Source organism: Pseudomonas sp. FP2254 (assembly GCF_030687695.1).
GTDB lineage: Bacteria > Pseudomonadota > Gammaproteobacteria > Pseudomonadales > Pseudomonadaceae > Aquipseudomonas > Aquipseudomonas quebecensis.
Genome location: NZ_CP117444.1, coordinates 1,630,764 through 1,656,073, shown reverse-complemented (window position 1 = coordinate 1,656,073; position 25,310 = coordinate 1,630,764). Strand labels below are relative to the sequence as shown.

Here is a 25,310-nt window from a genome sequence, read left to right as displayed (position 1 = left end):
AACAAACTATGTTCCAGCATCGCATTTTTAGTCTGGTTTGGTGCAACTAAGCTCTGTGCATCCTTTGAATCGATGCTGGAGCTGCCCAATGTTCTCAACCTTCAAGCGCCTGAGCCTGGCCACCGCCGCCCTGGCCTTCGCCGCCCATGCGGCCGCGGCCGAGCTGAAGCTCGACGTGTACAACCCCGGCGAAGCGGCAATCTTCCCAGTCACCTCGGTGCTGGTCAGCGGCGCCAGGGACGCGATCCTGGTGGATGCGCAATTCGGCAAAAGCCAGGCCGAGCAACTGGTGCAGAACATCCGCGCCTGCGGCAAGCACCTGACCACCATCTACATCAGCCATGGCGACCCGGACTACTACTTCGGCCTCGACACCCTGACTGCGGCTTTCCCCGACGCCAAGGTGCTGGCGCCGCAACCGGTGGTCGAGCACATCAAGGCCACCGTGGCCGACAAACTGGCATTCTGGGGCCCGAAAATGGGCGCCGACAAACCGGCTAAAACCATCGTGCCGCAGGTACTTGAAGGCCACAGCCTGAGCCTGGAGGGCCAGACACTGGAAGTGGTCGGCCTGGATGGCCCACAGCCGGATCGCAGCGTGGTGTGGATCCCGTCGATCAAGGCGGTCGTCGGTGGCGTGGTGGTGGCCCAGAACATTCATGTATGGATGGCTGACACCCAAAGCGCACAGTCCCACAAAGACTGGCTGGCGACCTTGCAACGCATCCAACAGCTGCAGCCGCGCACCGTGATTCCGGGCCATTACCTGGGCACGCCGTCGCTGGCGTCGGTGGCCTTCACGGCTGACTACATCAAGGCCTTTGACCTGGAAACCGCCAAGGCCAAGGACGCCGCCGCGCTGATCGCAGCCATGAAAAAGCGCTACCCGACCCTCGCCGACGAGAGCTCGCTGGAGCTGAGCGCCAAAGTCGCCAAGGGCGAAATGAAGTGGTGAACCGCTGTAAACCCTGACTTTTACTGGAGGACATCATGAGCAAGATCGCAATCATTGGCGCCACCGGCCGTGCCGGCAGCCAACTGCTGGAAGAAGCGCTGCGTCGCGGGCATAGCGTGGTCGCCATCGCGCGCAATACCGATACCCTGGCGGCGCGCGCCGGCGTCACCGTCGAACAGGTCGATGCCCTGAATGCCGACGCTTTGCAACAGGCCATCAGCGGCAGCGACGTGGTGATCAGCGCGGCGCACTTTGCCACATTGCCCGCTGCCGCCGTGATCGGCCCGGTGAAAAAAGCTGGGGTCAAGCGCCTGCTGGTGGTGGGCGGCGCGGGTTCGCTGCTGCTGCCGGACGGCAGCCGCGTGATCGACAGTCCGGGCTTCCCGGCTGAATACAAAGCCGAAGCCAGTGCCGGTGCTGAGTTCCTCGAAGCCCTGCGCCAGGAACAGGAACTGGACTGGACCTTTCTGTCACCGTCGGCGGAATTCGTCGAGACCGAACGCACCGGCCGCTTCCGCCTGGGTCACGACAATTTGCTGGTGAGCGCCGAAGGCCGCAGTTGGATCAGCTTTGCCGACTACGCCATCGCGCTGATCGATGAAGTGGAAAAGCATCAGCACCCGCGCCAGCGTTTTACGGTCGGTTACTGATTGGTGGAGTGACTGATCCATCGCTATCGGGGGCAAGCCCCCTCCCACATGAACTGAGGAAACCAGATCAAACTGTGGGAGGGGGCTTGCCCCCGATGGCGATCGATCGGTCAGTTCAAGTACCGCTGCCCCACCCCTGATCTGAAGAGTGCGCCTGGCTCTGCAGCCAAGCCATCAATGCCTCAAGCTCCGGCAGGGGCCGCGCGCCCGGCGCAGACACCAGGTAATAGCCCATCCCCGTCGGCACACGCCGTTCAAACGGCATGACCAGCCGCCCCGCCTTCACATCCTCGCCAATCAGCGCACAGTCGCCGATCGCCACGCCGGAGCCTTGGGACGCCACTGTCATCGCCAGGTCCAGGGTTTCGAAGTGATGGCCTTGGCTCACGGTGCTCAAGCGCACATCCGCCGCATTCAGCCAGAGCGTCCAATCCCGTTCGTCGCGCGTGGGGTGCAGCAGCACCTGGTGTTGCAGGTCTGCCGGCGCGCGCAGCGTCGCGAGCAAGGCCGGCGCGCAGACCGGGGTGAGTCGTTCGTCGAATAGATGCACGGCCTCGGCGGGCTGTTCGGCGATGTGCGCGTAAATCACGGCCGCATCGAAAGACTCGCGACGAAAGTCCACGGTGTTGGCCACGGTGGTAGTGAGCTCAACCGGCACATCAGGGCGTTCCCGTTGCCATTGCATCAGGCGCGGCAGCAACCAGCGCATCACGCAGGTGGAAGCCTTGAGTTGCAGGGCCTGACGCCGACGGCCGATCTGTTCCACCGCGGCACCGACCAGGCCAAACACCTGCTGCGTGCACTGCTGCCATTCACGCCCTTGCTCGGTAAGGCTCAAACCGCGCGCCTGACGCACAAACAAGGGGTAGCCCAAGTGGCGCTCCAGCCCGGCGATCTGCCGGCTCACCGCACCCTGGGTGATATGCAGGCGCTCGGCGGCGCGGGTGAAGTTGCAGCACTGGGCCGTGACCCAGAACGTGTGCAGCGCAGGCAGCGGCGGAAGGCGTTTCATGCGATGAGCCATGACGTGAGGACATGGCGAGTATGACGTTTTATCGATTGTGGGCGCCATGGGCCAACCGTTCCAATACCGCCTTCTCTCATTCACAAGAGCGACCTGTATGGCGACCTGCGGCGAAGTGTTGGTCAACCTCCTGGAAGGCTACGGCGTGGACCATGTGTTCGGCATACCCGGGGTGCACACCGTGGAGCTGTATCGCGGCCTGGCCCGCTCCGGTATCCGCCACGTCACCCCGCGCCATGAACAGGGCGCCGGCTTTATGGCCGACGGTTACGCACGCACCCGTGGCAAGCCGGGCGTGTGCTTCATCATCACCGGCCCCGGTATGACCAATATCACCACGGCCATGGCCCAGGCGTATGCCGACTCGATCCCGATGCTGGTGATTTCCAGCGTGCAATCGCGCAGCCAGCTGGGCGGTGGACGCGGCAAATTGCATGAGCTGCCGAACCAGAGCGCGCTGGTGGCTGGGGTGGCGGCATTTTCCCACACGCTGATGTCGGCGGCGGAGCTGCCGGGCGTGCTGGCCAGGGCGTTTGCGTTATTCCAGGCCGGGCGGCCGCGCCCGGTGCATATCGAAATCCCCCTGGACGTGCTGGTGGAAAACGCCGATGCGCTGCTGCCCTGCGCACCGGTTAACGTGGCCCGCGCCGGCGCGGCACCGGCGGCGATCGCACAGATGAGCCGTTTGCTCGTCGCGGCCAAGCGCCCGCTGATCCTGGCCGGCGGCGGTGCCATTGACGCCGCCGCTGCGCTGACCGAACTGGCCGACACCCTCGGCGCACCGGTCGCGCTGACCATCAACGCCAAGGGCCTATTGCCGGCCGCACATCCGCTGCTGATCGGCTCGACCCAGAGCCTGCCCGCCACCCGCGCCCTGGTGGCCGAAGCCGACGTGGTGTTGGCCATCGGCACGGAGCTTGCGGAAACCGACTACGACACCACCTTCGCCGGCGGCTTCGAAATCCCCGGTGTCTTGCTGCGCATCGATATCGACCCGGACCAGACCGTGCGCAACTACCGGCCCGAGGTGGCGTTGGTGGCGGACGCGCGGATCGCCGCCGACGCCCTGCTGGCCGACGTTTTGCGCGGGCCACTGCCTGCGCGTGAACCCCACTGGGGGCGCCTACGCGTGGCGCGGTTGTGGGCTGAATTGACGCCCACCTGGGACGCCGCCACGCGCGCGCATAGCCTGTTCATCAATACGGTTCTGCACGCCTTGCCGGACGCCGTGCTGGTGGGCGACTCGACCCAGCCGGTGTACAGCGCCAACCTGACCCTGAACCTCGACCAACCGCGCCGCTGGTTCAACGCCTCCACCGGCTACGGCACCCTGGGCTACGCCCTGCCCGCCGCCATCGGCGCCTGGCTTGGACGCGGCGACGGCCGGCCGGTGGTGTGCCTGATCGGCGACGGCGGCCTGCAATTCACCCTGCCGGAACTGGCGAGCGCGGTGGAGGCTCGTACGCCGATCATCGTGTTGCTGTGGAACAACCAGGGCTATGAAGAGATCAAGCGCTATATGCTCAACCGCGCCATCGAGCCGGTGGGCGTGGACATCTACACGCCCGATTTTATCGGCGTGGCCAAAGCCCTCGGCAGCGCCACCGCCAGTGCGCACAGCGTTACGCAGCTGCGTAGGGCGTTGGATGCCGCCGCGCAACGGCAGGGGCCGACCCTGATTGAAATCGACCAGGGGCTGTGGATGAAGGAGGTGGCGGTGTGAGCCCAGTCACCGCAGGGGAGCGGCGTACACACTGGTTGTGGTGAGCGAGCAGTCTGTTGCAAGCCCATCAACCCCCGCGCAATTTTTTCAATAACCCCTGCGACTTTCTCATTTGCTCCGCCTGCATCCGCCGTGGCCTGATTCGCGCTTGTTCACTCAAGGCTTGCCCATGGAAAACGTTCACGCAAAACCCACTACGGCCGTCTGGCTGATGCTCAGTGTTGTGCTGGTCGCCCTTAACCTGCGTCCGTCGATGGCGGCAGTCGGGCCGTTGTTATCGTCGATTCGCGGCGATGTGCCGTTGAGTTTCAGCAGCGCGGCACTGTTGACCATGCTGCCGGTGATGGCCATGGGGCTGGCGATGTTTTTCGGTATGGGCCTGGCCAAGCGGCTTGGCGAACACCGCAGCATCGTGCTGTCGCTGGGGGTAATCGGCGTGGCGACGCTGTCACGGTTGTGGCTGGATTCGGCGCTGGAGCTGATCGTCAGCGCCATCGCCGCCGGGGTGGGGATCGCGTTGATTCAGGCGGTGATGCCGACGCTGATCAAGACCCGCTTCAATCAGAATGTGTCGTTGTTCATGGGCCTGTATGTCACCGCAATCATGGGCGGTGCCGCGTTGGCCGCATCATTCGCGCCGTTCGTGCAGGCACGGACCGGCAGTTGGCGCATCGGCCTGGCGATCTGGGCAACGCTCGCCGTGCTGGCGCTGGTGTTCTGGTGCGCCCAGCGTGCGACGCTGCCGACGGTGCCCCAGGCCGGCTCCGGCGCGCAGGAAAGCTTTTTCGGTAACGCACGCGCCTGGTTGCTGGCGATCTTCTTTGGTCTTGGCACGGCGTCCTACACCTGTGTACTCGCGTGGCTGGCGCCGTACTACGTAGAGCAAGGCTGGAGTGAACAGAACGCCGGACTGCTGCTGGGCTTTCTCACGGCGATGGAAGTGGTGTCGGGGCTGGTCACGCCGGCCATCGCCAACCGTCGCCGGGATAAACGCGGCGTAGTGGCGGTGTTGCTGGTGCTGATCATCCTCGGGTTCTGCGGCCTGATCCTCGCGCCACAGCACCTGAGCCTGCTATGGCCCTGCCTGCTCGGCCTGGGCATCGGCGGGCTGTTTCCGATGAGCCTGATCCTGTCCCTCGACCACCTGGACAACCCCCGCCGCGCCGGTGGTCTTACGGCCTTTGTGCAGGGCATCGGCTACCTGATCGCGGGGCTGTCGCCTCTGATCGCCGGCGTGATCCGCGACCAACTGGGCAGTTTCGAATGGGCCTGGTGGGCGCTGACTGCCGTGATCGGTGTGATGCTGCTGATCGTGACGCGCTTCGACCCCAAGCGCTACGCGCAGCAAATTCGCTGAGGTCGTGTCGCCAACAGTTTTTGTCCCACACCCAACATAGAAACAGCCTACGAAGCTTCCTATTGGGACGCCCGTTCCGTTAATCTTTTGCGCTGTCTTGTACTGAATTCGGTACATGGGGTTTACGGACGAAACCGATGTTAAACAGTAACTTGCTCAGAAAGCTCGATATGCAGGACTTGATGGTGTTTATCGCCGTTTATGACCAGAGCAGCGTTACCGATGTGTCAGAAACGCTGTTCGTCAGCCAGTCCACCGTGAGCTACAGCCTCAAGAAACTGCGTACCAGTTTCGAGGATGAACTGTTTATCAACACCCGTGCGGGCATGCGACCGACGTACAAGGCCACCACCATGTACGGGCATGTGCAGAAGATTCTCGAAAGCATCAACCTGTGTCATGCCGGTGGCCAGGCGTTCGACCCGACCCAGCAGGCGGTGACCTTCAATGTGTGCGCCCCGGAATACTTCGAACAGCTGATCCTGCCGCGCCTGCTCAAGCAATTCGACCGCGCCGACCTGCCGGTGATCGTCAATGTGCGCAAGCTGGAAGCCGATATCCCCGCCGAGGACCTGCGCCAAGGTCGCCTGGACCTGGTGATTTGCTTCGGCCCGCACTTTCATCGCACCCACAAAGACTTCAGAACCCAGATGCTGCTGGAGGATGATCTGGTGTGCGTGTTCGACAAACGCGCCGCGCCACAGGAACCGGCGTTCAGCCTGCAATCGTTTGTGGAGCGACGCCATGTGTTTCCCACACCGTGGACGTCCGATACCAATATGATCGACGGTTGGCTGGGCCGCCTGGCGCATAAACGCCACGTGGTGGCGCGGGCCAACAGCTACAGCGCGGCATTAAAGATGATCACGGGCACCGACTATGTCGTCACCCTGCCCCGCCGTGTGCAAAAGCTACTGGCACCGGCCTCGACCTTCGGTCACTGCGAAGCGCCGAACGGCTTGCCGGGTTTTACTCTGGATATGCAGTGGAACGAAAGCAGCGAGCAGGACCGCGCCAATACCTGGTTCAGGGAACAGGTGGTGAAAGTCTGCGCAGAACAAGGGCTGCTCTGACGCAGGCTCTGCAGTGATTTTGCGGGGCGGTGATCAGCCGATGACAACCTTGCTGTAGCACTCTCGATCCATATCGAGCAGTTGCACGCTGAGCTGCACCTGCATGTCCGCCGGCCAGTCGCCCATATCGTGCAACGCCGCCAACAGGCCTTCCGACAGCTGTTTCTTGACTTGAGGCGAGCGTCCGCTGAGCAGCGACAATTTCACCGCAATGAAACCGCGTGGGTTGAAGGACGTGCCCACCTGGAAACTCTCGACTTTCACCGCGCGGCTTTTGATATCGAACTCCGAGCCGAATTGCCCGGATGCCATCAGCACATTGTTGAGCCGCAACAAGGCTTTCTCGACGGCCAGGCCGGTGAGGTTCGCGGTGTACTCCAGGTGCAAGTGCGGCATGGATCGCTCCGAGTTATTTGTAGGAAGGCTCTTAGATATATCACGGAAAAAACCGTCAGGCAGGATTCAGCGGCCCGCGATCGCTCATAAACGCTTCCAACCGCGAACGCACCCAGCGCTCGGCCGGGTCGGTATCCACGTGGCTGAGCCAGACCATGGACAAATCCAGGGTCGGCGTCTCGAACGGAAACGGCTCGCAAAACAGCTGGCCTGACACGGCCATGGCCTCTGCGGTGTAGTCCGGCAGGCTGGCGATCAGGTCGGTGCCGGCCAACAGCGCCGGCAAGGCGCTGTATTGCGGCACCGACAACACCACCTGCCGCTTGCGGCCGATTTCCGCCAGCCATTCATCGGCAAACCCCGACACGTTGGCGGTGTGAGACACCAGCACATGGGGCCGTGCGCAATATTCATCGAGGGTCAACGGCGTGTCCGACGCATCGGCGCGCAACAGGCGCGGACGGATATGACGCAGCAATTTGCGCTTGGCATTGGCCGGCAGGCCGCGGGTCTGGGTAATGCCGACGGTGATGTCACCGGATGCCAGCAGATCGGGGATGCGCCAGTAATCGACATGCTGCACCACAAACACCACCTTCGGCGCTTCCTGGCGCAAGGCGCGCAGCAAAGGCGGCAACAGGCCGAACTCCACATCGTCGGACAGGCCGATGCGGAAGGTCATGGTGCTGATGGACGGGTCGAAATCGTGGGTCAGGCTCAAGGCCGACGACAGCGAATCCAGGGCCGGCGACAGGTGCTGGATTATCTCTTCGGCTCGCGCGGTGGGCTCCATGCGGTGGCCGACGCGGATAAACAGCGGGTCGTTGAACAAGGTACGCAAACGGTTGAGCGCCGAACTGATAGTGGGCTGGCCCAGAAATAGTTTCTCCGCCACCCGCGTGACGTTGCGCTCGAGCATCAGTGCTTCGAAGACCACCATCAGATTGATGTCGGCCTTGCGTAATTCGTTGCGATTCATCGGCGCCTGCCCTTTCCCCAAGACGAACCGCAGTGTAGAAAGCGCCGCGAGCGGCGTCTACGCGCGACAGCGCCGGATACACCGGTAGGCCATGGCCCACCGGTGCCTGTCAGACCTGGCGCTCAGGGTTTGAGCGGCATTTCCTGATCGCGCTCGGACAACTCCGTGCCATCGTCCGGATGCTTCCAGGTTTGTGGTTTCTCCTCTTCGTGACGCCGGGATTGCTCCTGCGCCGGCTCATCGTGGTGCTTCGGTTCGTTACCCATTGTCACCTCCCTTGCGTAAGCATTGACCATCGTTATCAGCATAGAACAGGACAAGGGTTTCGGATGCGGTCGCCGATTGATAGCCATGACGCATCAATAAATCCAAAATTTTCACTTATCATTTCTAAATGTGTCAGCCACTATCCCAGGTCTTAAGCGAAACAAGCACTTTAAAAAGAACGCTGGAGACACAAAACCATGACTAGCTCAACCCGGCCTGACTCTGCCCGCTCCAAAGTGGGTGCGGTATTGCGCGTTACATCGGGTAACTTCCTCGAACAGTTCGACTTCTTTCTGTTCGGCTTCTATGCCACCTATATCGCTGCCGCGTTCTTCCCCGCCGCTAATGAGTTTGCATCATTAATGATGACCTTCGCCGTATTCGGCGCCGGCTTCCTGATGCGGCCCCTGGGCGCGATCATTCTGGGGGCGTATATCGATGACGTCGGCCGGCGCAAAGGCCTGATCGTGACGCTGTCGATCATGGCCAGCGGTACGCTGCTGATCGTGCTGGTGCCGGGCTACCAGAGCATTGGCCTATGGGCGCCGTTGCTGGTGCTGCTCGGCCGCCTGCTGCAAGGCTTCTCGGCCGGCGCGGAACTGGGCGGGGTGTCGGTGTACCTGGCCGAAATGGCCACGCCGGGCCGCAAAGGCTTCTATACCAGCTGGCAGTCGGGCAGCCAGCAGATCTCCATCGTGGTCGCCGCCGCGCTGGGCTACGGTTTGAACGTGTGGATGGAACCGTCGGTGGTCGCCGACTGGGGCTGGCGCATTCCGTTCGCCGTAGGGTGCGTGATCATCCCGTTTATCTTTGTGCTGCGTCGCAACCTGCAGGAAACCGAAGAGTTCGCCAATCGCAAGCATCGCCCGACCATGCGCGAAGTGCTCGCAACCCTGGTGAAGAACTGGACCGTGGTGATCGGCGGCATGCTGATGGTGGCCATGACCACCACCGCGTTCTACCTGATCACCGTGTACGCGCCGACCTTCGGCAAGACCGTCCTGCAATTGAGCACCTCCGACGCGCTGCTGGTGACCTTGCTGGTGGCCATCTCCAACTTCGTATGGCTGCCCATCGGCGGCACCCTCAGCGACCGCTTCGGGCGCAAACCGGTGCTGATCGCCATGACCGCATTGACCGTGCTTACGGCCTATCCGGCCCTGTCCTACGTGGTTAACGCGCCGAGCTTTGCACATATGCTGGAAACCCTGCTGTGGTTCTCCTTCCTGTACGGCATGTACAACGGTGCGATGATCCCGGCCCTGACCGAAATCATGCCGGTGGAAGTGCGCGTGGCGGGTTTCTCCCTGGCCTACAGCCTGGCGACCGCGATCTTCGGTGGCTTCACCCCGGCGATCTCCACCTGGTTCATTCACATCACTGAAGACAAAGCTTCGCCGGCCTATTGGATGATGTTCGCCGCGCTGTGTGCACTGTGCTCGACCCTGGCGCTGTACCGCCGCGCCAACGCCCGTGGCCAAGTGATGCAGGGGGCCGCATGATGAAGCCGCTGTTCAATACGCTGACCGCCCTCGCCCTCGGCGCCCTGGCGCTGACGGCCCAGGCCGAGCAGCTCAAGGTCATGACCTCCGGTGGCTTCACGGCAGCCTATAAAGTGCTGGGCCCGCAATATGCCCAGCGCAGCGGCGACACCCTCGACACCATTCTCGGCCCGTCGATGGGCAAGGCGCCGGAAGCGATCCCCAACCGCCTGGCCCGTGGCGAACACGCCGACGTGGTGATCATGGTCGGCTACGCCCTGGATGAGTTGATCAAGCAAGGCAAGGTCGACCCGGCCTCGCGGGTGGAATTGGCCGATTCGCGCATTGGCCTGGTGGTCAGGCAAGGCCAGCCGAAACCGGCGATCGGCACCGATGCCGAGCTCAAGGCCGTACTGAGCAAGGCCAAGTCCGTGGCTTACTCGGACAGCGCCAGTGGCGTGTATGTCGAGAAAGAGCTGTTCAAGAAACTCGGCATGCCGGCCAAGGGCACTATGATCGAACGCCTGCCGGTGGCCGAGCAGGTTGCCAAGGGCGACTACGAAGTGGGCTTGCAGCAGGTGGCAGAACTGTTACCGGTGCCGGGCGTGACCTACGTAGGCAAAATCCCCGAGGACGTGCAATCGGTGACGCGCTTCGCCGCGGGTATCCCGGTGAACGCCGATCACCCAGCGCAGGCCAAGGCGCTGCTGCAGTACCTCGCCTCTCCCGAGGTACAACCGGCGGTGCGCGCCACCGGCCTGGACTCGGTATCACACTGACCGAAACGGCATCTCGCGCACCAACCGTTCCAACTCCAACGCCGCCGGCGGCAACGTCCGCCCGCGGCGTTTGATCAAGCCCACATTGCGCATCACCTGCGGCTCCACCAGCGGCACACTCACCAGAATCGGGTGTTCGCACGCCGGCATTGCAATCGATGGCACCATGGCCACGCCCAGCCCCGCCTCTACCAACCCGATCATGGTGGTCACGTGGTGGGTTTCGCAGATACTCGGCTTCTTTACCCGCACGCCGCGCAAGGCCTGGTCGAGCAGGAAGCGGTTGCCCGAGGTTTTATCTACGGTGATGTAGTCATGCTCATAGGCTTCGGCCCAGGTCACGCTGTCGCGCCCGGCCAGTGGATGGTCACGCCGGCACGCCAGCACGTAACGTTCCTGCAGCAACAGTTCAAACTCCACCTCATCGGCCAGGCTGCCGCTGAAACTCACGCCGAAATCCGCCTCGCCGCTTTCCACCGCACTGCACACCTCGCCGGCACTGGCGTCGAGCACGCGCAGGCGAATCTTCGGGTAGAGCTTGTGGAACTCGGAGATTACATGAGGCATGAAGTAGTACGCGGTGGAGGGCACGCAGGCGATGGTGACATTGCCCATGCGCGTGGACGCCACATTGCTGATGCCCATCAGCGCGAGGTCGAGGTCGTCGAGCATGCGTTCGACCTGCGGGAGAAACGCGCGCCCCACCATGGTCAGGCTGACACGTCGGGTGGTGCGCTCGAACAGCTTCACATCGAGCGCCGATTCGAGCTTTTCGATGCGTCGGCTCAAGGCCGGTTGCGAGATGCGGATCGCTTCGGCGGCGCCGCGAAAACTGCCTTTGTCCACCACGGCACGAAAGGCCTGCAGGTCGTTGAGGTCGAAATTGATAATCACGGGAAGCACTGGCCGACTGAGAGGGTCGATCTATAGTACCCGAGGCCCATGAACGTGGGGCGACGCAGTTTGTAGACATCCCCCGCAATAATCCGTGTAAACAGTTTCAAACGACACATTTTGGTATAGATTGCGCGCAGCATATATCAGGCATCCAGGAGCTTTCCCATGGCGACACTTCACGCGAACACCGTTCAGGCGCTGCAAACCAACAAACTCAGCCTGTTGAGCACATGGATCGAAAGCCTCGAGGCCTCGGGTGCCACCCGTAACGTCAAGGAAGCCGAGCTGAAACAACAGGCCAACGACTTCCTGAGCACACTGATTGCAGCCTTGGAACAAGGCGGTTCGCAGAACGTCAACCACGAGAACTGGGCCGAAACCCGCGTGCTCCTGGAAAAGCTGTCCCATAGCCGCGCGCTGGTCGGCCAGGACTCGCAACAGACCGCCAGTTTCATCTTCGCGCTCAAAGGCCCGCTGTTCGCCCTGCTGCAACGCGAATACGTCGAACAGCCGGCGCAACTGGCCGAACAGCTGTGGGAAATTTCCGAGCTGCTCGATGCCCTCGGCATGCACACCATTCGCACGTTCCAGAAGTCCCGTGAACTGGTGATCAAGCGCCAGCAGGAAGAACTGCTCGAACTGTCCACGCCGGTGGTCAAACTGTGGGATGGCGTACTGGCCCTGCCGATGATCGGCACCCTGGATTCCCAGCGCACCCAGGTGGTGATGGAGTCGCTGCTGCAACGCATCGTCGACACCGGCGCGGAAATCGCAATTATCGACATCACCGGTGTGCCGACCGTCGATACCCTGGTGGCCCAGCACCTGCTCAAGACCGTGACCGCCATTCGCCTGATGGGTGCCGACTGCATCATCAGCGGCGTGCGCCCGCAGATCGCCCAGACCATCGTGCACCTGGGCCTTGACCTGCAAGGCGTGGTCACCAAGGCCAATCTGGCCGACGCCCTGGCCCTGTCCCTCAAGCGCCTGGGCGTGACCGTGACCAAGGCCGTCTGATTATGGAACGCATCCCGATTTTGCAGATGGGCGAGTTTCTACTCGTGACCATCCAGGTGGACATGCACGACCAGTTGGCGTTGACGCTGCAGGACGACCTGTCCGAACGCATCAATCGCACCTCGGCGCGTGGCGTATTGATCGATATCTCGGCGCTGGACATGGTCGACTCCTTTATCGGCCGCATGATCGGCACCATCTCCGGCCTGTCGCGGATCATGGACGCGCAGACCGTGCTGGTGGGCATGCAACCGGCGGTGGCCATTACCCTGGTGGAATTGGGCATGACCCTGCCCGGCGTCGCCACCGCATTGAATGTCGAACGAGGCATGAAGCTGTTGCGAGAACGGGTGGACCACTCATGACCGTGGCCAGCAATGGCACGCACCCCGTGCTGATCGAACAGGACGTCGTGCTGGCTCGGCAATTGGTCCGCAAACTGGCCCAGGACTGCGGCATGCGCCTGATCGACCTGACCAAACTGGTCACGGCGGTCAGCGAGCTGGCGCGTAACACGGTGGTCTACGGCGGTGGCGGGTATATGGATTGGGAAATAGTCGAGAAGGACCTGCGCCCCGGCGTTCGCCTGACGTTTCGCGACGAAGGCCCGGGCATTCCCGACCTCAAGCTGGCGATGACCGACGGCTGGACCTCCGGCGGCGGGCTCGGCCTGGGGCTGACCGGCGCCAAGCGCCTGGTGGACGAATTCGAACTGGACACCGCACCCGGCCAGGGCACCCGCGTGACGATCACTCGATGGGCCTGAATATTCCCAGCGCCCTCACCGAGGTGTTGTTGATCGAGGATGTAAGCCAGATTGGCCACGCCCGACGCACCGCGCAGAAACTCGCCGAACACCTGGGCTTCGACGAAACCGACGCCGGCAGAGTGGCGTTGGTGGCCACCGAGCTGAGCAGCAACATCCTCAAGCATGCGGCTCACGGCCAATTGCACCTGCGCGCCACCGGCAACGGCGGTGTGGAGATGATCGCCGTGGACCGCGGCCAGGGCTTTGACCTGGACAGCTGTCTGGTGGACGGGTTTTCCACCGGCGGCACCCAGGGCATCGGCATGGGCGCCATTTCACGGGTGGCCCAGGTGTTCGATGTATATGCCGACCCTCGCGGCACGGCGATGCTCGCGCGTCTGTATCCACGAGCCTCCACGGTCAGCGACATTCGCTACGGGGTCAGCCAGCATTCGCTGCATGACGACCCGGCCTGCGGCGACGCCTGGCACCTGGCAATCGAACCCGGCCGTTTCAGCGTGATGGTGGCCGATGGGCTGGGCCATGGCAGCGAAGCCGAACGCGCCGCGCGGGACGGCGAACAGGTATTTGCACGCAGCGCCTTTGATGAAGCCACGCGGCTGATGGCCGACATGCATGTCGGCATGACCGGCACCCGTGGCGGTGCGGTGGCCGTGGCGCAATACAACGCCGCGACCGGCAGCCTGCGCTTCACCGGCGTGGGCAATATCGGCGCCAGCCTGATCGGCTCCGGCAAGTCCCGTGGCCTGGCGTCCCACCCGGGCATCGTCGGCGTGCAGTTTCGCAAGGCGCAGCCGTTCGACTACGCTGAGGTCGGCGGCCAGTTGCTGATCCTGTACAGCGACGGCCTGCAGTCACGCTGGAACCTGGCCGACTACCCTGGGCTGACGCACCGCCACCCGGCTTTGATCGCCGCCATCCTGCACCGTGACTTCTGTCGCGGGCGGGATGACGTCACCGTTTTCGTGATTGCCCTGGAGGCCATCGATGGCTGACACCACTGCCTCGCTCGCCGCTGAGGTGCAACGCCTGCGCCAGGAAGCCGACGCCTTGCGCGCCGAGCTGGATGAAACCAACCAGGGCGTGCTGGCGCTGTATGCCGAGCTGGACACCCAGGCCGACCAACTGCGCCAGGCTTCGGACCTCAAGAGCCGTTTCCTGTCGTACATGAGCCATGAGTTCCGCACGCCGTTGGGCTCGATCCTGAGTATCACCAGCCTGCTGGACGATGAACTCGACGGCCCGCTCAGCCCTGAGCAGCACACCCAGGTGGGCTTTATCCGCAGCTCGGCGCGGGAACTGCGCGAGATGGTCGATGACCTGCTGGACCTGGCCAAGATCGAGGCCGGGCGCATCAGTATCTCCCCGGCCTGGTTCGACATGTTCGACCTGTTTTCGGCGCTGCGCGGCATGTTCCGGCCGATTGTCGATGCCTCGGCGGTGGACCTGATCTTCGAAGAGCCGGCCGGCCTGCCCAAGCTGTACACCGATGACAAGAAGCTCGCGCAGATCCTGCGCAACTTTATCTCCAACGCTCTGAAGTTCACGCTGCAGGGTGAGGTACGCGTGTCGGCGTGCATGGAGAACGAGCGGGAGATCCGCTTCGCGGTGCAGGACACCGGCCTGGGTATCCCGGTCGAACTGCACAGCAATCTGTTCGAGGACTTTTCCCAGATCGACTCCCCGCTGCAGAAGCGCCTGCGCGGCACCGGGCTGGGACTGTCACTGTGCAAGCGCTTCGCTCAATTGCTGGGTGGCCGGGTCGGCGTGGAGAGCAAGCCCGGCGTGGGTTCGCTGTTCTATGTGGTCATTCCTCTTTCCATCGCCAACGAGATCGTCGATGAAACGTGACATCCAAGTGTTGATCGTCGACGACAACGTTGCCACGCGCTACGCCCTGCGCCGGCGCCTGGAAAACCATCACTATCGGGTACTGGAAGCCGGCACCGGCCAGGACGGTCTGGACCTGATCGCCAGTCGCACCATCGATGCGCTGATCCTGGACGTCAACCTGCCGGACATGAGCGGTTTCGATATCGTGCGCGGCCTGCGCGCCGACCCCGCCACCGCGTTACTGCCGGTGGTGCATGTCTCGGCGGCGTCGATCGAGACCGGCGATATCATCACCGGCCTGGACGCCGGCGCCGATGCGTACCTGATCCATCCGGTGGACCCGGAGGTGCTGCTCGCTACGCTGCGCACCTTGTTGCGCGTACGCGACACTGAATACGCCTTGCGCGAAAGCGAAGCGCGTTTTCGCGAGATTTTCTTCAACATCAGCGCGCCCATCGCGGTGATGGACGCGCACCTCAAAGTCCACGAATGCAACCATGCCTTCGCCCAGCTGATCCACGCCAACCTCAACCCCGACGCCCTGCTGGAATGCTTCGCCACCGATCAATTGGCCGTGATCCAGGAGCTATGCCTGCGCCTGGCCGCCGGTGAACGCTGGAAAGGCACGTTATTGATGAAGGTCGACGACCAGCTGCGCGAGACCGAATGGCAGATTTCGCCTTACCGTAGCGCCGGCCTCAGCCTGGTGTTCGTGGAGGACGTCACCGAGCACCGTCATCGCGAACGTCATCAACAGGCCGAACTGGCCAATGCCGCGAGCCAGTTGGCCCGCACCGAGGCGCAGTTGCTGCAGGCGCAGAAAATGGATGCATTGGGCAAGCTTACCGGCGGCATCGCCCACGACTTCAACAACCTGCTGACCGGGATCATCACCAGCCTGGAGCTGATCAAGAAACGCATTCAGAGCCAGCGCACCGACAAGGTGCTCAATTATGCCGACGCCGCGCTGAACTCCGCCCTGAGCGCCGCCGGCCTGACCAACCGCTTGCTCGCGTTCGCACGCCAGCAGCCGCTGGACACCCGCCCCACCGATATCAATGCGCATATCCGCTCTCTGGAAGAGCTGCTGATGCGCACCATCGGCGAACACATCGTGCTGAATCTGGAGCTGACCACCCACCCCGCCGTGGCGCTGGTCGACCCAATCCAGCTGGAAAGCTCGGTGCTCAACCTGGTGATCAACGCCCGAGACGCCCTGCCCCAGGGTGGCGTCATCTGGGTAACCACGTACCCTGCGCATTCCACCGGCAACCCCAAGCTGGAAAACGGCCCGTACATTGCGTTGTCGGTACGCGACAACGGCGTGGGTATCGAGCCCGGCGTGATCGACAAAGTGTTCGACCCGTTCTTCACCACTAAACCGGTGGGCCAGGGCACCGGCCTGGGCCTGTCGACCATCTATGGGTTCGCCCGCCAGTCCGGCGGCGATGCGCAGATCCGCAGCGTGACCCGCCAAGGCACCGAAGTGACCATCATGCTGCCCGCCGCCGACGGCCCGGCCGCCCTGGCCACGAAAGTCGAGGCCGTGCCAGGGGTGAGCAACGGCGAGCACATTCTGGTGGTCGAAGACATGCCTTCGGTGCGTGGTTTCGTGGCTGAAGTGCTGGTGGATGCTGGTTATCGCTGCAGCCTGGCCGCGGACGGTGACGAAGCCATCGTCATGCTGCGAGCCGATCCGACGATCGACCTGCTGCTTACCGATTTCGGGCTGCCGTACATGACCGGCCGCGAGCTGGCCGATCATGCGCGGGATCTGCGCCAGGAATTACCGATCCTGTTCATGACCGGTTACGCCGAGAATGCGGCGAACCGCCAGGATTTTCTCGGCGAACGCATGGACCTGATCACCAAGCCGTTTCATATCGATCAATTGCTGGAAAAAATCCGCCACGGCCTGGAGGTTTGATTCGGGCTTTAAGAGGCGTGGTACACAATCCCAGGGCAGGCAGGCGTCATGACAGCTGGTTTCGATCCGTTGGTGCATATCGATTGGAAAACTCCCGGCGGCGAATGGCTGGCCCTGTTGCCGCCTTCCTACCCCCATATCCCTGTGCTGTGCGGCCCGGCATTCGAGGCGCTGCTGGACGAGCTGTGCAATGAAATGCCCGAGGTGTGCTTCGATGCGTTGGCCACTGCATTGGCGCGCGAGGGCTTCGACCTGTGGAACCTCGACGCCGGTGGCGACGATTACCGCCCGGTGATTGTCCCGACCGATCAGCGCGAGCGGTTTGCCCGGCATTGGCGCGAGCACAACGCAGCGCCACGCTTCACGCCCACGCTGATCGAAGCGCAAACACCGCCCGCGCGCCCACCCAGGCGCAGCAAGCTCAAGTGGCTGCAGGACGTGCACGACTACCCCGGCCCGACCTCTGTGCACGCGTACAACTACCGCAACGGCTGGGCCGCGATTACCGAGCAGGACGAAGACCGCTGGCTGTGCTTCCTGATTGATTACAACCCCTGGCCACCCACCGAGCAGGACATGCTCGAAGCCCGCGATGACGGCGTGGACGGCGCCGATCTTCAACTTATCGATGCCAACGTTCAACACAGCCTGTGGAAGCGTCAGGTGACGCGCGGCGCGTACGATTCGGATGACCGCTATCAGTACGAGATCCGCCAGGGTGATGCTGTGGAGGGTTTCGGGCCTGCCCAGATCCAATGGCCGGCGTTTGAAGAGCCCTGCGTGGTGGTCGATGGGCAGATATACGAGCGTCAACGCCTCTACGACCCCGAGCCGTTGACGCGGATCTGGCGCATCACCGCGCAGACCAGCGAGGTCATTTTCGAACACCCGGATGAACTGACCCTCTTGCCTATCGGGCCCAACCGTTTGCTGTTTATGCAGCACAACGGCCCGCAGTGCTGGATCTGCAACCAAGCCCCCGCGCAACACGCCGTCATCGCCGCCAAACCGATGCCGGCTGAGGGTTATCAGTTGCGCGCAGCCACAGCGTACCTGGAAGGCGACGAGGTACTGTTGTTCAGCGAAGGCACACGGCCCAACCGCGAACACACGGGCTATCAGGAAACCGTGCTGCTGGCGTGGCGCTTCAATTTCATCACCGGCGCCAGCACCCGTGCAGTCATGGACGGCTTCGGCAGCGAACTGCGCCAGGACACGCGCCTGCTGACCACGCAACCCAAGCAGGTCATCACCCTGCGCACCTTTCATGGGCAACTGCACGTCGCCCGCGGCCATGGCGATTGGTGGGTGTGGAATTACCACACGCAAACCTTCGGCACGCACACGCTGGCGTGGTTCTGGAACCAGCGCAGCAATGACGTGCTGAAACTGTCCTCCAAAGACATCCCGCGAGTGAAACCGCAGATTCGTTACGTAGCGGCGCAGGATCGGTATCTGGCGTTCGAAACGGAATATGTGGCGCGGCTGCCGGAGTTTGCGCAGATGGTGGAGGCTTTGGAGAGTGAGGGGTTAGTGTTTGAGTGAAGGACGCCGGTACCCGCACCGGACACAACCCACCTCTACGATGAAGCCATCGGAAACGCAAAAGCCCCTGAAAGGGTTAAACCTTTCAGGGGCTTTTGGTTATTCAATAATGGCGGAGAGATAGGGATCGAACGCCACGCCGACGATGTTGAACCGTGCGGCCAGTTCGCCGAGGCGTGTGGCGACGACTTCTGGTGCTGCGCGGATCATGTCCACCACGACACGGGTTTTGTATTCGTGGATTTCGTCCAGCAACGCGATAGGCGGACGCGCCGTCGTCGGCGCTGATTGGGCGGAAGAAACTGCCAAAGGCGAAGTGGGCCAGGCTCAAGACCTTTTCGCCGCGACCGGATTTCTCCAGGCGCTCGGCCAGCAATGCGGATTGGTCGACCATCGAAACCGCGTCGCGAAACAGGATCATCGCTTGGTGTTTTTTTTGGTCGAGGCTGCGTAGATCTCGGCGCGGGCTGCGGCGTCCGAGGTCATGCCGTAGAGGCCGATGCCGGTGGCCAGCGGCGACTTGCCGGAGCCTTTGGCGGTCGATGTAGGCGGTGCGGAAGCGGCGGAAACCGTCTGAGCCTTTCCAGCCAAATAGACTATCGACAACGAAGGATTGCCAGGACAGCAGCAGAGTTGGCCGTCGATTGTGCAGCCGAGAATTACGCCGGATTTTTCGAAGCGTTGTTTGTGGGCGTCGTTATGGGGTTGGATGTGGTCGACGACCGATGCTTGGGTGATACGGCCGTGGCGCTCGCATTCGGCGCACAGCGGGTGATGTCTTAACCAGCCGAGGCGAGCCTGCTGCCAACGGTAGCCGTAGCCGCGCTGGGGGGGTGTGTTAATTCATCCTCGTCGCGTCGGGGGGATTTTGGCACCGGCGAAGCGTTCAGCCAGATTGCGCGCCTTGTCGACGCCGGTAGCCCAACCATGCCCCCACGAACGCTGCCGCCTCTTGTGGGAGCTCTAGCAGGCTTAGCCCAGAGAGGATTGCCAGAGTGGTGCAGCCACAGTTGAGCCCGCCATGCGAGGGCAACGGCCCAAGCGGTAGGGTCTTTACTGGATGGCATATCGACAGTCCTGCGATACATCGAGACTCGTAAAAAAAACCAGTTACAACTCATCGGCTGCACGCTGACGTATACGGGCTTAGCATTGCCGAAAACTAAGCCAATGGCGTACATTAGCTATGATTTTCATTGAGACCCCAACCTTCACGCGCCGTGTGAAAGAATTGATTGATGACGATGCCTACACTGTTTTTCAGCGTGCATTGATGCTTAACCCGTCCGCAGGTGACGTGATCGAAGGCACCGGTGGAATTCGTAAAGCTCGAATTGCTGCGAAGGGCCATGGCAAACAAGGTGGAGCCCGAGTGATCTACTACCACTTCGTCTCGATGTCGCAGATTATTCTGTTGATGATCTACCCGAAGAATGAACAGCACGACCTGACCAGCGACGAACGCAAAGCGTTGAAGGCTGCAATCGAACACTGGAGATAATCATGAGCAAATTTTTTGACGAGCTGATGGGAAGCGTGCAGGAAATGAACGAAATCCTACGAGGTGAGCGTCAGCCTTCGCGCGAATTCCACGTTGATGCGCTACAGGTCAAAGAGATTCGCAAAGCAACGGGCCTGACTCAAGCCAAGTTTGCCGCACTGATTGATGTGCAACTCGGAACCTTACGCAATTGGGAGCAGGGACGGCGCGAGCCTACTGGCCCAGCAAAAGCACTGCTTAAGGCCATTCATAACGATCCAGTACATGTGCTGAACGCATTGGCGGGTTGAGCAATGAGCTTGCAAGGTGTCTAAAGAATCCGGGGCGATTCAGGGGCAGGCAGTAAGCCACCCCAGAGCTCCAATATTTGCCGATTTAAAAAGGGTGCAAATTCGGTTTTTTATACGAGTACTAAGCGCATCCGCCTTCGCTGATTCAGCAGCTTTTTTCCTACTTCTTCAACCATGCTTTAAACGTGTAGAACACCTTCCCGCTGGGTGAAAGGAAGCTTGCAGCGTATTCGTTTTCCTGGAACACCCGCACCTTCATTCCGGAGCTGATGCGGCACTTGCCGTCACTGACCATCTTATTCGCGCCGTCCTCATCCCCGTCTTGAGCAAAGGCCCCGAATTCGTCTAGCGACTTTTGGCTAGCGCAGTAGATGTATTCCTTTTTCAACGTGGCATTGTATTCCACGTCACCCCACTGAGCTAACGCCAACCCTGAAAAACCCAGCAATCCGACCACGACGATATTCCGAATCATTCCCTGCTCCATATTTTCAAGATACGGCGTCACGCCTTCCGGGAGGTATAGCAGCCTGCCAAGAATTAGGGGCGTGGAATGGTTGTAGAACGGGAATGCTCGCCTACGCTTCACGCTGGACATGGTGTCCGCCTGAATAAAGGGAGCAGGAAATGGGTGAGGTTACATATCCGTGCTACTGGCAGAAAAAAGACAATTCTAGGCAGTGGTACTGGATCGATTACGCCAAGAATGGAGAGGAAATCGCTCGGAGCTGTGAGAGCTACGTGAATCGTTCAGACTGCACGCATTCCATCAATCTGATGCAAAATTCAACTGCATCAAAGATCTTCTACACAGAGTAAACAGAGGTAAAAGATGGGTAAAAATACTGGGTAGAATCGGAAAACAAAAAGCCCCGTAACTCATTGAATTACAGGGCTTTTTAAATAATGGCGGAGAGATAGGGATTCGAACCCTAGGTACCGGTGAAGGTACAACGGATTTCGAATCCGTCCCATTCGGCCACTCTGGCATCTCTCCAACGGCGCGCATCATAACAGCCTGTTTCGTGGAAGCAAAGCTCTTGCGAGATTTTTTCCGTGCTATCAGATGCTTGCGTCGATTAAAGCGGTACGCCCAGACGGTTGGCGACTTCTTCGTAGGCTTCGATGACATCACCGAGGCCCTGGCGGAAGCGGTCCTTGTCCATCTTCTTCTTGGTGTCCTTGTCCCACAGGCGGCAGCCGTCCGGGCTGAACTCGTCACCCAGGACGATGGAGCCGTCATGGAATACGCCGAATTCCAGTTTGAAGTCCACCAACAGCAGGCCGGCGTCGTCGAACAGCTTGCTCAGCACGTCGTTGACCTTGAGGGACAATTCCTTCATGCGCGCCAATTGCTCGGCGGTGCCCCAGCCGAAAGCCACAACGTGGGACTCGTTGATGAACGGGTCGCCCTTGGCATCGTCCTTCAGGAACAGTTCGAAGGTGTAAGGGTTGAGCTTGAGGCCCTCTTCCACACCCAGGCGCTTGACCAAGCTGCCGGCGGCGTAGTTACGCACGACGCACTCGACCGGGATCATGTCCAGTTTCTTCACCAGGCATTCGTTGTCGCCCAGCAGCTTGTCGAATTGGGTCGGAATACCGGCCGCTTCGAGCTTCTGCATGATGAAGGCATTGAACTTGTTGTTCACCATGCCCTTGCGATCAAGTTGCTCGATGCGCTTGCCGTCGAACGCCGAGGTGTCGTTGCGAAACAGCAGGATCAGGCGGTTGGCGTCGTCGGTCTTGTACACCGACTTGGCTTTGCCGCGGTAGAGTTCTTCACGTTTTTCCATGATGGGCTCCGCTTTGAGTGAGGTGGGCTAGGCGATATGTCGCCAGTCGAGCCCTGAATCTTGATCGGCCAGTTGCAGCCAGTCCGGGTCGCACCCGAGGGTGTCGACAAAACATTGCCGGGCAAGCGTCGGCAGGTTGTTCTTGCTGCTCAGGTGGGCCAGGACCAGATGTTGCAGGTCTTGCCAGCCCAACTCATACACCAGGTACGCCGCCTGGTGGTTGTTCAAATGCCCCCGTTCGCCGCCCACCCGCTGCTTGAGAAAATACGGGTAGTGACCACGCGCCAGCAGGTCTCGGCAGTGGTTAGACTCGATCATCAACGCATCGAGGTTGCGGTAACCGTCCAGCACCTTGGCACAGTAGGAACCCAGGTCGGTGAGCACGCCGAAACGCCGCTCCCCATCGCTGAAGACATACTGCGTCGGTTCCTGAGCGTCGTGCGCGACGGCAATCACGTCGATGCTCAAGGCACCGACCTGCAACGTCTCGCCACCGGCCAGGAAACCTGCGGGTTCAATGGGTTTGCGCATCCCGCGCAAGGTACCGCGACTCAAGTACACCGGAAGATTGTAGCGCCGAGACAGCAAACCCACGCCATGCACGTGGTCGGCATGTTCGTGGGTCACCAGAATCGCGCTCAACTGCGTGGGGTGAACCCCCAGGCGCAGCAGGCGTCGCTCGGTTTCCCGCAGCGAGAAACCACAATCGACCAGCACATACGTGTCGTCATGGGCGACCAGCGTGCCGTTCCCTTGGCTACCGCTGCCGAGAACGGCAAAACGCATCGGATCAGCCCAGGTTGTCCTGAATCACTCCCAACACTTTGCGCGCTGTTTCAGCTGGCGCTACGGTATTGATGTTCTTCTCGACCGTGACTTGCACGGTTTCGCCAACCTTGCTCAAACGGACCTGATAACGCTCGGCGCGGGTCTCGACTTCTTCCTTGGTCGGTGTGCTGCCAAACAACTTGCCGAAGAAACCAGGCTCGTCATCCTTGCGCTCGGCCTTTTCGGCGACGTTGATGTAGTAAAGACCCAGGCTGCGGTTGATGTCTTCAACGCGCCATGGGCCTTGCTCCAAGGCACGGCCGACGCTGGCCCAGGCGCGATCCAGGTCTTCACCCAGGTTCAGCACCACGTTGCCGCTGCCGTCCTCGGTGAGGCTGACGCGGCTTGGGGTGTCGTAATCGCGGGCCGCGAGCAGCGAGACCGAACCGCCCTTCTCGGAGATCCGGCTCATGCTGGCCAGCATTTCATCGACCAGTGCAGAGTCGACACCGGTATTGACCGAGCGATTGGTGAACTCGACGTTGGACGTGCTGCCGGCAGGGCGCTCGGCGCTCACCACATAGACTTCACTGGTATTGCGCTGTACGCCGGGTTCGATCCGCACGCGCACACGCGTTTCGCTATCGGCGGCGACGCCACCGGCTTGCAGGCGCTTGGCCATGCTGGCGGACAATTCATTGCCCTGCTGCCACGCAGTGGTGAATTCACCGGTCTGCGGACGTTGTTCGTCAATGCGGAAACCGTTGTCCTGGAAGAACTGCACCGCCACCGGCCAGACTTCGGCAGGTGGACGTTGAGCAACGATCCAGCGCGAGTCGCCGCTTTTCTGCAGGCTGTAGTCGCTGGCATCGGCCACGGCCGCGATCGGCTGTGGACGTGGCACCACGTACTCACCCTTGGTGGTGTCATCGGCGACGTTGCGTGGAATCGGCAGCAATGGGTCAAGGCGCTTGGCGACATTGACGTCCGGCGGCAATTGCATCGGTTTGGTTGCTTGTGCTTCCAGATAATCGCTGCCGCGGTCACGGAAGTAGCCTTCCGGGCCCCAGATCCAACCGCAGCCGCTGGTGCTGGAGATAATCAAGGCAAGTGCGGAAAGTCCGGCCAATCGCTTCATGCGTAGTGCTTCCTCAATTAAACCAGGACGCCGGACTGGCGCAGGGCCTGTCGCAGCGGTTCGTGACAGGCTTCGCTGAGACGGGTGAGCGGCAGACGGATACCGTCCGGCATCATGCCCATCTCGAACAGCGCCCATTTCACGGGAATAGGGTTGGATTCGATAAACAGTGTCTTGTTGAGCGGCATCAGCTTCACGTGGATCGCACGGGCTTTGGCGGCATCGCCGGCGAGAGCGGCGGCGCACATGTCGCTCATGGCACGGGGGGCCACGTTGGCGGTCACGGAGATATTGCCCTTGCCGCCCAGCAGGATCAGCTCGACGGCAGTGGCGTCGTCACCGGAATACACCAGGAAGTCGGCGCTCACGCCGGCCAGGATGTCCTTGGCGCGCTGCAGGTCGCCGGTGGCTTCCTTGATGCCGACAATGTTCGGCACGGTGGACAGGCGGATTACGGTCTCGGCCTTCATATCGCAGGCGGTACGACCCGGCACGTTATAGAGGATCTGCGGAATGTCGACGGCTTCGGCAATGGTGCGGAAGTGCTGGTAAAGGCCTTCCTGGGTCGGCTTGTTGTAGTACGGGGTCACTAGCAGGCAGGCATCTGCACCGGCTTTCTTGGCGTTTTTGGTCAGTTCGATCGCTTCACGCGTCGAATTGGCGCCCGTGCCGGCGATGACCGCGATACGCCCGGCCACGCGCTTGACCACGAACTCGATGACCTGGATATGTTCTTCCACATCGAGTGTGGCCGATTCACCCGTGGTGCCGACCGCAACAATGGCATTGGTGCCTTCTTGCAGGTGGAAGTCCACCAGTTTGCCCAGGCTGTCCCAGTCGAGATGACCTTGTGCATCCATGGGTGTGACCAGTGCCACCATACTGCCCGCAATCATGCAACCGCTCCTGCCGGAAAAAGAGAGCCGTAATGGTACTGGCGCCAAGATGCTTGCACAAGCGAAGTACCGCGTGAGGATGCGTTCTGACGCAACTAAACGGCGATCGATGCCATCATCGGGCCAAAGGGCGATTCGAGGACCGCTGGAATCGGGCCGATGACGCAATGAAATCGCCACCTCCTAGCCCTTGGCGACGCTTTTCGCTACCCTTGATCCTTTGATCGATACGGCCCTCTCGGTATCGACCGC

At 61.5% G+C, this 25,310-nt stretch carries 29 protein-coding genes and 1 tRNA gene; 17 read left to right on the top strand and 13 right to left on the bottom strand.

The window, feature by feature from the left end:
* The first annotated feature begins 88 nt into the window (after positions 1-88).
* The gene (locus PSH94_RS07670) at positions 89-955 is read left to right on the top strand and encodes an MBL fold metallo-hydrolase (RefSeq protein WP_305437007.1); all 867 of its coding nucleotides are present in this window, start codon (positions 89-91) and stop codon (positions 953-955) included.
* 35 nt (positions 956-990) lie between these two features.
* Entirely contained in the window at positions 991-1,605 is a 615-nt protein-coding gene (locus PSH94_RS07665; protein WP_305437005.1) for an NAD(P)-dependent oxidoreductase, read from the top strand.
* Positions 1,606-1,720: 115 nt separating this feature from the next.
* Here PSH94_RS07665 and PSH94_RS07660 read toward each other — a convergent pair whose 3' ends face one another.
* Positions 1,721-2,617, bottom strand: a complete 897-nt coding sequence (locus tag PSH94_RS07660) for a LysR substrate-binding domain-containing protein (protein ID WP_305437004.1) — start codon at positions 2,615-2,617, stop codon at positions 1,721-1,723.
* Between the two features lie 109 nt (positions 2,618-2,726).
* On the opposite strand from PSH94_RS07660, the gene PSH94_RS07655 reads away from it, so the two are divergent.
* From PSH94_RS07655 to PSH94_RS07645, 3 genes are all read left to right on the top strand, one after another.
* Positions 2,727-4,352, top strand: coding sequence for a 5-guanidino-2-oxopentanoate decarboxylase (locus tag PSH94_RS07655; protein WP_305437003.1), 1,626 nt, complete (start codon positions 2,727-2,729; stop codon positions 4,350-4,352).
* Positions 4,353-4,521: 169 nt separating this feature from the next.
* A complete protein-coding gene (locus tag PSH94_RS07650) occupies positions 4,522-5,709 on the top strand; it encodes a cyanate transporter (protein ID WP_181081068.1) in 1,188 nt (395 codons plus the stop codon).
* Positions 5,710-5,846: 137 nt separating this feature from the next.
* Positions 5,847-6,782, top strand: coding sequence for a LysR family transcriptional regulator (locus PSH94_RS07645; RefSeq protein ID WP_253511170.1), 936 nt, complete (start codon positions 5,847-5,849; stop codon positions 6,780-6,782).
* 33 nt (positions 6,783-6,815) lie between these two features.
* Here PSH94_RS07645 and PSH94_RS07640 read toward each other — a convergent pair whose 3' ends face one another.
* The 3 genes from PSH94_RS07640 to PSH94_RS07630 all read right to left on the bottom strand — a co-directional run bounded on the left by PSH94_RS07640 (position 6,816) and on the right by PSH94_RS07630 (position 8,423).
* The gene (locus PSH94_RS07640) at positions 6,816-7,178 is read right to left on the bottom strand and encodes a 5-carboxymethyl-2-hydroxymuconate Delta-isomerase (RefSeq protein ID WP_305437001.1); all 363 of its coding nucleotides are present in this window, start codon (positions 7,176-7,178) and stop codon (positions 6,816-6,818) included.
* A gap of 55 nt (positions 7,179-7,233) precedes the next feature.
* A complete protein-coding gene (locus PSH94_RS07635; protein WP_181081071.1) occupies positions 7,234-8,157 on the bottom strand; it encodes a LysR substrate-binding domain-containing protein in 924 nt (307 codons plus the stop codon).
* Positions 8,158-8,279: 122 nt separating this feature from the next.
* On the bottom strand, positions 8,280-8,423 hold the full coding sequence (locus PSH94_RS07630; RefSeq protein WP_181081072.1) for a hypothetical protein: 144 nt from the start codon (positions 8,421-8,423) through the stop codon (positions 8,280-8,282).
* A 198-nt stretch (positions 8,424-8,621) separates the two neighbouring features.
* Here PSH94_RS07630 and PSH94_RS07625 point away from each other — a divergent pair, with 198 nt between their 5' ends.
* Positions 8,622-9,926 carry an MFS transporter gene (locus PSH94_RS07625; protein WP_181081073.1) on the top strand — a complete coding sequence of 435 codons (1,305 nt, stop codon included), beginning with the start codon at positions 8,622-8,624 and terminating at the stop codon, positions 9,924-9,926.
* The gene (locus tag PSH94_RS07620) at positions 9,926-10,684 is read left to right on the top strand and encodes a substrate-binding domain-containing protein (RefSeq protein WP_253512073.1); all 759 of its coding nucleotides are present in this window, start codon (positions 9,926-9,928) and stop codon (positions 10,682-10,684) included. The genes PSH94_RS07625 and PSH94_RS07620 overlap by 1 nt, the downstream gene beginning before the upstream one ends.
* Here the strand turns inward: PSH94_RS07620 and PSH94_RS07615 are convergent.
* Entirely contained in the window at positions 10,676-11,578 is a 903-nt protein-coding gene (locus tag PSH94_RS07615) for a LysR family transcriptional regulator (protein ID WP_181081074.1), read from the bottom strand. The genes PSH94_RS07620 and PSH94_RS07615 overlap by 9 nt on opposite strands.
* Before the next feature lie 168 nt (positions 11,579-11,746).
* Here PSH94_RS07615 and PSH94_RS07610 point away from each other — a divergent pair, with 168 nt between their 5' ends.
* Genes PSH94_RS07610 through PSH94_RS07580 form a run of 7 tightly spaced genes read left to right on the top strand, consistent with a single transcriptional unit; the run spans position 11,747 to position 18,672 of the window.
* A complete protein-coding gene (locus PSH94_RS07610) occupies positions 11,747-12,598 on the top strand; it encodes an STAS domain-containing protein (protein WP_181081075.1) in 852 nt (283 codons plus the stop codon).
* Between the two features lie 2 nt (positions 12,599-12,600).
* Positions 12,601-12,963: an STAS domain-containing protein gene (locus PSH94_RS07605; protein WP_181081076.1), complete on the top strand. Its 363-nt coding sequence runs from the start codon at positions 12,601-12,603 to the stop codon at positions 12,961-12,963.
* Complete coding sequence (locus PSH94_RS07600; RefSeq protein ID WP_181081077.1) at positions 12,960-13,364, top strand: anti-sigma regulatory factor; 405 nt, start codon at positions 12,960-12,962, stop codon at positions 13,362-13,364. The genes PSH94_RS07605 and PSH94_RS07600 overlap by 4 nt, the downstream gene beginning before the upstream one ends.
* Positions 13,355-14,362, top strand: a complete 1,008-nt coding sequence (locus tag PSH94_RS07595; RefSeq protein WP_253511167.1) for an ATP-binding protein — start codon at positions 13,355-13,357, stop codon at positions 14,360-14,362. Before PSH94_RS07600 ends, PSH94_RS07595 begins: the two co-directional genes overlap by 10 nt.
* A complete protein-coding gene (locus PSH94_RS07590; RefSeq protein ID WP_181081079.1) occupies positions 14,355-15,218 on the top strand; it encodes a sensor histidine kinase KdpD in 864 nt (287 codons plus the stop codon). Before PSH94_RS07595 ends, PSH94_RS07590 begins: the two co-directional genes overlap by 8 nt.
* Positions 15,208-17,127, top strand: coding sequence for a response regulator (locus PSH94_RS07585; protein WP_253511163.1), 1,920 nt, complete (start codon positions 15,208-15,210; stop codon positions 17,125-17,127). The genes PSH94_RS07590 and PSH94_RS07585 overlap by 11 nt, the downstream gene beginning before the upstream one ends.
* 48 nt (positions 17,128-17,175) lie before the next feature.
* Complete coding sequence (locus PSH94_RS07580; protein WP_305436997.1) at positions 17,176-18,672, top strand: hypothetical protein; 1,497 nt, start codon at positions 17,176-17,178, stop codon at positions 18,670-18,672.
* Positions 18,673-18,771: 99 nt separating this feature from the next.
* Here PSH94_RS07580 and PSH94_RS07575 read toward each other — a convergent pair whose 3' ends face one another.
* Together PSH94_RS07575 and PSH94_RS07570 are read right to left on the bottom strand one after the other, a co-directional pair.
* Positions 18,772-18,981 carry a hypothetical protein gene (locus PSH94_RS07575; protein WP_305436995.1) on the bottom strand — a complete coding sequence of 70 codons (210 nt, stop codon included), beginning with the start codon at positions 18,979-18,981 and terminating at the stop codon, positions 18,772-18,774.
* Positions 18,982-19,089: 108 nt separating this feature from the next.
* A complete protein-coding gene (locus tag PSH94_RS07570; RefSeq protein WP_305436993.1) occupies positions 19,090-19,263 on the bottom strand; it encodes a hypothetical protein in 174 nt (57 codons plus the stop codon).
* 595 nt (positions 19,264-19,858) lie between these two features.
* On the opposite strand from PSH94_RS07570, the gene PSH94_RS07560 reads away from it, so the two are divergent.
* Positions 19,859-20,173: a type II toxin-antitoxin system RelE/ParE family toxin gene (locus PSH94_RS07560; protein WP_181081084.1), complete on the top strand. Its 315-nt coding sequence runs from the start codon at positions 19,859-19,861 to the stop codon at positions 20,171-20,173.
* Between the two features lie 2 nt (positions 20,174-20,175).
* Complete coding sequence (nadS, locus tag PSH94_RS07555; RefSeq protein WP_181081085.1) at positions 20,176-20,463, top strand: NadS family protein; 288 nt, start codon at positions 20,176-20,178, stop codon at positions 20,461-20,463.
* Between the two features lie 160 nt (positions 20,464-20,623).
* Here the strand turns inward: nadS and PSH94_RS07550 are convergent, their stop codons facing one another.
* Entirely contained in the window at positions 20,624-21,061 is a 438-nt protein-coding gene (locus PSH94_RS07550; protein ID WP_305436990.1) for a hypothetical protein, read from the bottom strand.
* Positions 21,062-21,090: 29 nt separating this feature from the next.
* On the opposite strand from PSH94_RS07550, the gene PSH94_RS26035 reads away from it, so the two are divergent.
* A complete protein-coding gene (locus PSH94_RS26035; protein ID WP_370694748.1) occupies positions 21,091-21,282 on the top strand; it encodes a DUF1508 domain-containing protein in 192 nt (63 codons plus the stop codon).
* An 88-nt stretch (positions 21,283-21,370) separates the two neighbouring features.
* On the opposite strand, the gene PSH94_RS07545 is transcribed toward PSH94_RS26035, so the two are convergent.
* From PSH94_RS07545 to dapA, 5 genes are all read right to left on the bottom strand, one after another.
* Positions 21,371-21,460, bottom strand: a tRNA-Ser gene (locus PSH94_RS07545).
* 82 nt (positions 21,461-21,542) lie between these two features.
* Complete coding sequence (gene purC, locus PSH94_RS07540; protein WP_010212191.1) at positions 21,543-22,256, bottom strand: phosphoribosylaminoimidazolesuccinocarboxamide synthase; 714 nt, start codon at positions 22,254-22,256, stop codon at positions 21,543-21,545.
* 27 nt (positions 22,257-22,283) lie between these two features.
* Complete coding sequence (locus PSH94_RS07535) at positions 22,284-23,042, bottom strand: MBL fold metallo-hydrolase (protein ID WP_181081097.1); 759 nt, start codon at positions 23,040-23,042, stop codon at positions 22,284-22,286.
* 4 nt (positions 23,043-23,046) lie between these two features.
* Complete coding sequence (gene bamC / locus PSH94_RS07530; protein WP_181081098.1) at positions 23,047-24,162, bottom strand: outer membrane protein assembly factor BamC; 1,116 nt, start codon at positions 24,160-24,162, stop codon at positions 23,047-23,049.
* A gap of 17 nt (positions 24,163-24,179) precedes the next feature.
* On the bottom strand, positions 24,180-25,058 hold the full coding sequence (gene dapA / locus PSH94_RS07525) for a 4-hydroxy-tetrahydrodipicolinate synthase (RefSeq protein WP_305436988.1): 879 nt from the start codon (positions 25,056-25,058) through the stop codon (positions 24,180-24,182).
* Positions 25,059-25,310 lie beyond the last annotated feature (252 nt).

What these genes read in the sequence shown, in the direction of transcription:
- PSH94_RS07645 (WP_253511170.1), top strand. Translation starts at nt 5,847, where the DNA reads ATGTTAAACAGTAACTTGCTCAGAAAGCTCGATATGCAGGACTTGATG.
- dapA (WP_305436988.1), bottom strand. Translation starts at nt 25,058, where the DNA reads ATGATTGCGGGCAGTATGGTGGCACTGGTCACACCCATGGATGCACAA.
- PSH94_RS07550 (WP_305436990.1), bottom strand. Translation starts at nt 21,061, where the DNA reads ATGTCCAGCGTGAAGCGTAGGCGAGCATTCCCGTTCTACAACCATTCC.
- PSH94_RS07665 (WP_305437005.1), top strand. Translation starts at nt 991, where the DNA reads ATGAGCAAGATCGCAATCATTGGCGCCACCGGCCGTGCCGGCAGCCAA.
- PSH94_RS07640 (WP_305437001.1), bottom strand. Translation starts at nt 7,178, where the DNA reads ATGCCGCACTTGCACCTGGAGTACACCGCGAACCTCACCGGCCTGGCC.
- PSH94_RS07670 (WP_305437007.1), top strand. Translation starts at nt 89, where the DNA reads ATGTTCTCAACCTTCAAGCGCCTGAGCCTGGCCACCGCCGCCCTGGCC.
- PSH94_RS07560 (WP_181081084.1), top strand. Translation starts at nt 19,859, where the DNA reads ATGATTTTCATTGAGACCCCAACCTTCACGCGCCGTGTGAAAGAATTG.
- PSH94_RS07580 (WP_305436997.1), top strand. Translation starts at nt 17,176, where the DNA reads ATGACAGCTGGTTTCGATCCGTTGGTGCATATCGATTGGAAAACTCCC.
- PSH94_RS07655 (WP_305437003.1), top strand. Translation starts at nt 2,727, where the DNA reads ATGGCGACCTGCGGCGAAGTGTTGGTCAACCTCCTGGAAGGCTACGGC.
- PSH94_RS07605 (WP_181081076.1), top strand. Translation starts at nt 12,601, where the DNA reads ATGGAACGCATCCCGATTTTGCAGATGGGCGAGTTTCTACTCGTGACC.
- PSH94_RS07635 (WP_181081071.1), bottom strand. Translation starts at nt 8,157, where the DNA reads ATGAATCGCAACGAATTACGCAAGGCCGACATCAATCTGATGGTGGTC.
- PSH94_RS26035 (WP_370694748.1), top strand. Translation starts at nt 21,091, where the DNA reads ATGGGTGAGGTTACATATCCGTGCTACTGGCAGAAAAAAGACAATTCT.
- PSH94_RS07585 (WP_253511163.1), top strand. Translation starts at nt 15,208, where the DNA reads ATGAAACGTGACATCCAAGTGTTGATCGTCGACGACAACGTTGCCACG.
- PSH94_RS07660 (WP_305437004.1), bottom strand. Translation starts at nt 2,617, where the DNA reads ATGAAACGCCTTCCGCCGCTGCCTGCGCTGCACACGTTCTGGGTCACG.
- PSH94_RS07625 (WP_181081073.1), top strand. Translation starts at nt 8,622, where the DNA reads ATGACTAGCTCAACCCGGCCTGACTCTGCCCGCTCCAAAGTGGGTGCG.
- PSH94_RS07620 (WP_253512073.1), top strand. Translation starts at nt 9,926, where the DNA reads ATGAAGCCGCTGTTCAATACGCTGACCGCCCTCGCCCTCGGCGCCCTG.
- PSH94_RS07535 (WP_181081097.1), bottom strand. Translation starts at nt 23,042, where the DNA reads ATGCGTTTTGCCGTTCTCGGCAGCGGTAGCCAAGGGAACGGCACGCTG.
- PSH94_RS07595 (WP_253511167.1), top strand. Translation starts at nt 13,355, where the DNA reads ATGGGCCTGAATATTCCCAGCGCCCTCACCGAGGTGTTGTTGATCGAG.
- PSH94_RS07610 (WP_181081075.1), top strand. Translation starts at nt 11,747, where the DNA reads ATGGCGACACTTCACGCGAACACCGTTCAGGCGCTGCAAACCAACAAA.
- nadS (WP_181081085.1), top strand. Translation starts at nt 20,176, where the DNA reads ATGAGCAAATTTTTTGACGAGCTGATGGGAAGCGTGCAGGAAATGAAC.
- PSH94_RS07630 (WP_181081072.1), bottom strand. Translation starts at nt 8,423, where the DNA reads ATGGGTAACGAACCGAAGCACCACGATGAGCCGGCGCAGGAGCAATCC.
- PSH94_RS07650 (WP_181081068.1), top strand. Translation starts at nt 4,522, where the DNA reads ATGGAAAACGTTCACGCAAAACCCACTACGGCCGTCTGGCTGATGCTC.
- purC (WP_010212191.1), bottom strand. Translation starts at nt 22,256, where the DNA reads ATGGAAAAACGTGAAGAACTCTACCGCGGCAAAGCCAAGTCGGTGTAC.
- bamC (WP_181081098.1), bottom strand. Translation starts at nt 24,162, where the DNA reads ATGAAGCGATTGGCCGGACTTTCCGCACTTGCCTTGATTATCTCCAGC.
- PSH94_RS07590 (WP_181081079.1), top strand. Translation starts at nt 14,355, where the DNA reads ATGGCTGACACCACTGCCTCGCTCGCCGCTGAGGTGCAACGCCTGCGC.
- PSH94_RS07600 (WP_181081077.1), top strand. Translation starts at nt 12,960, where the DNA reads ATGACCGTGGCCAGCAATGGCACGCACCCCGTGCTGATCGAACAGGAC.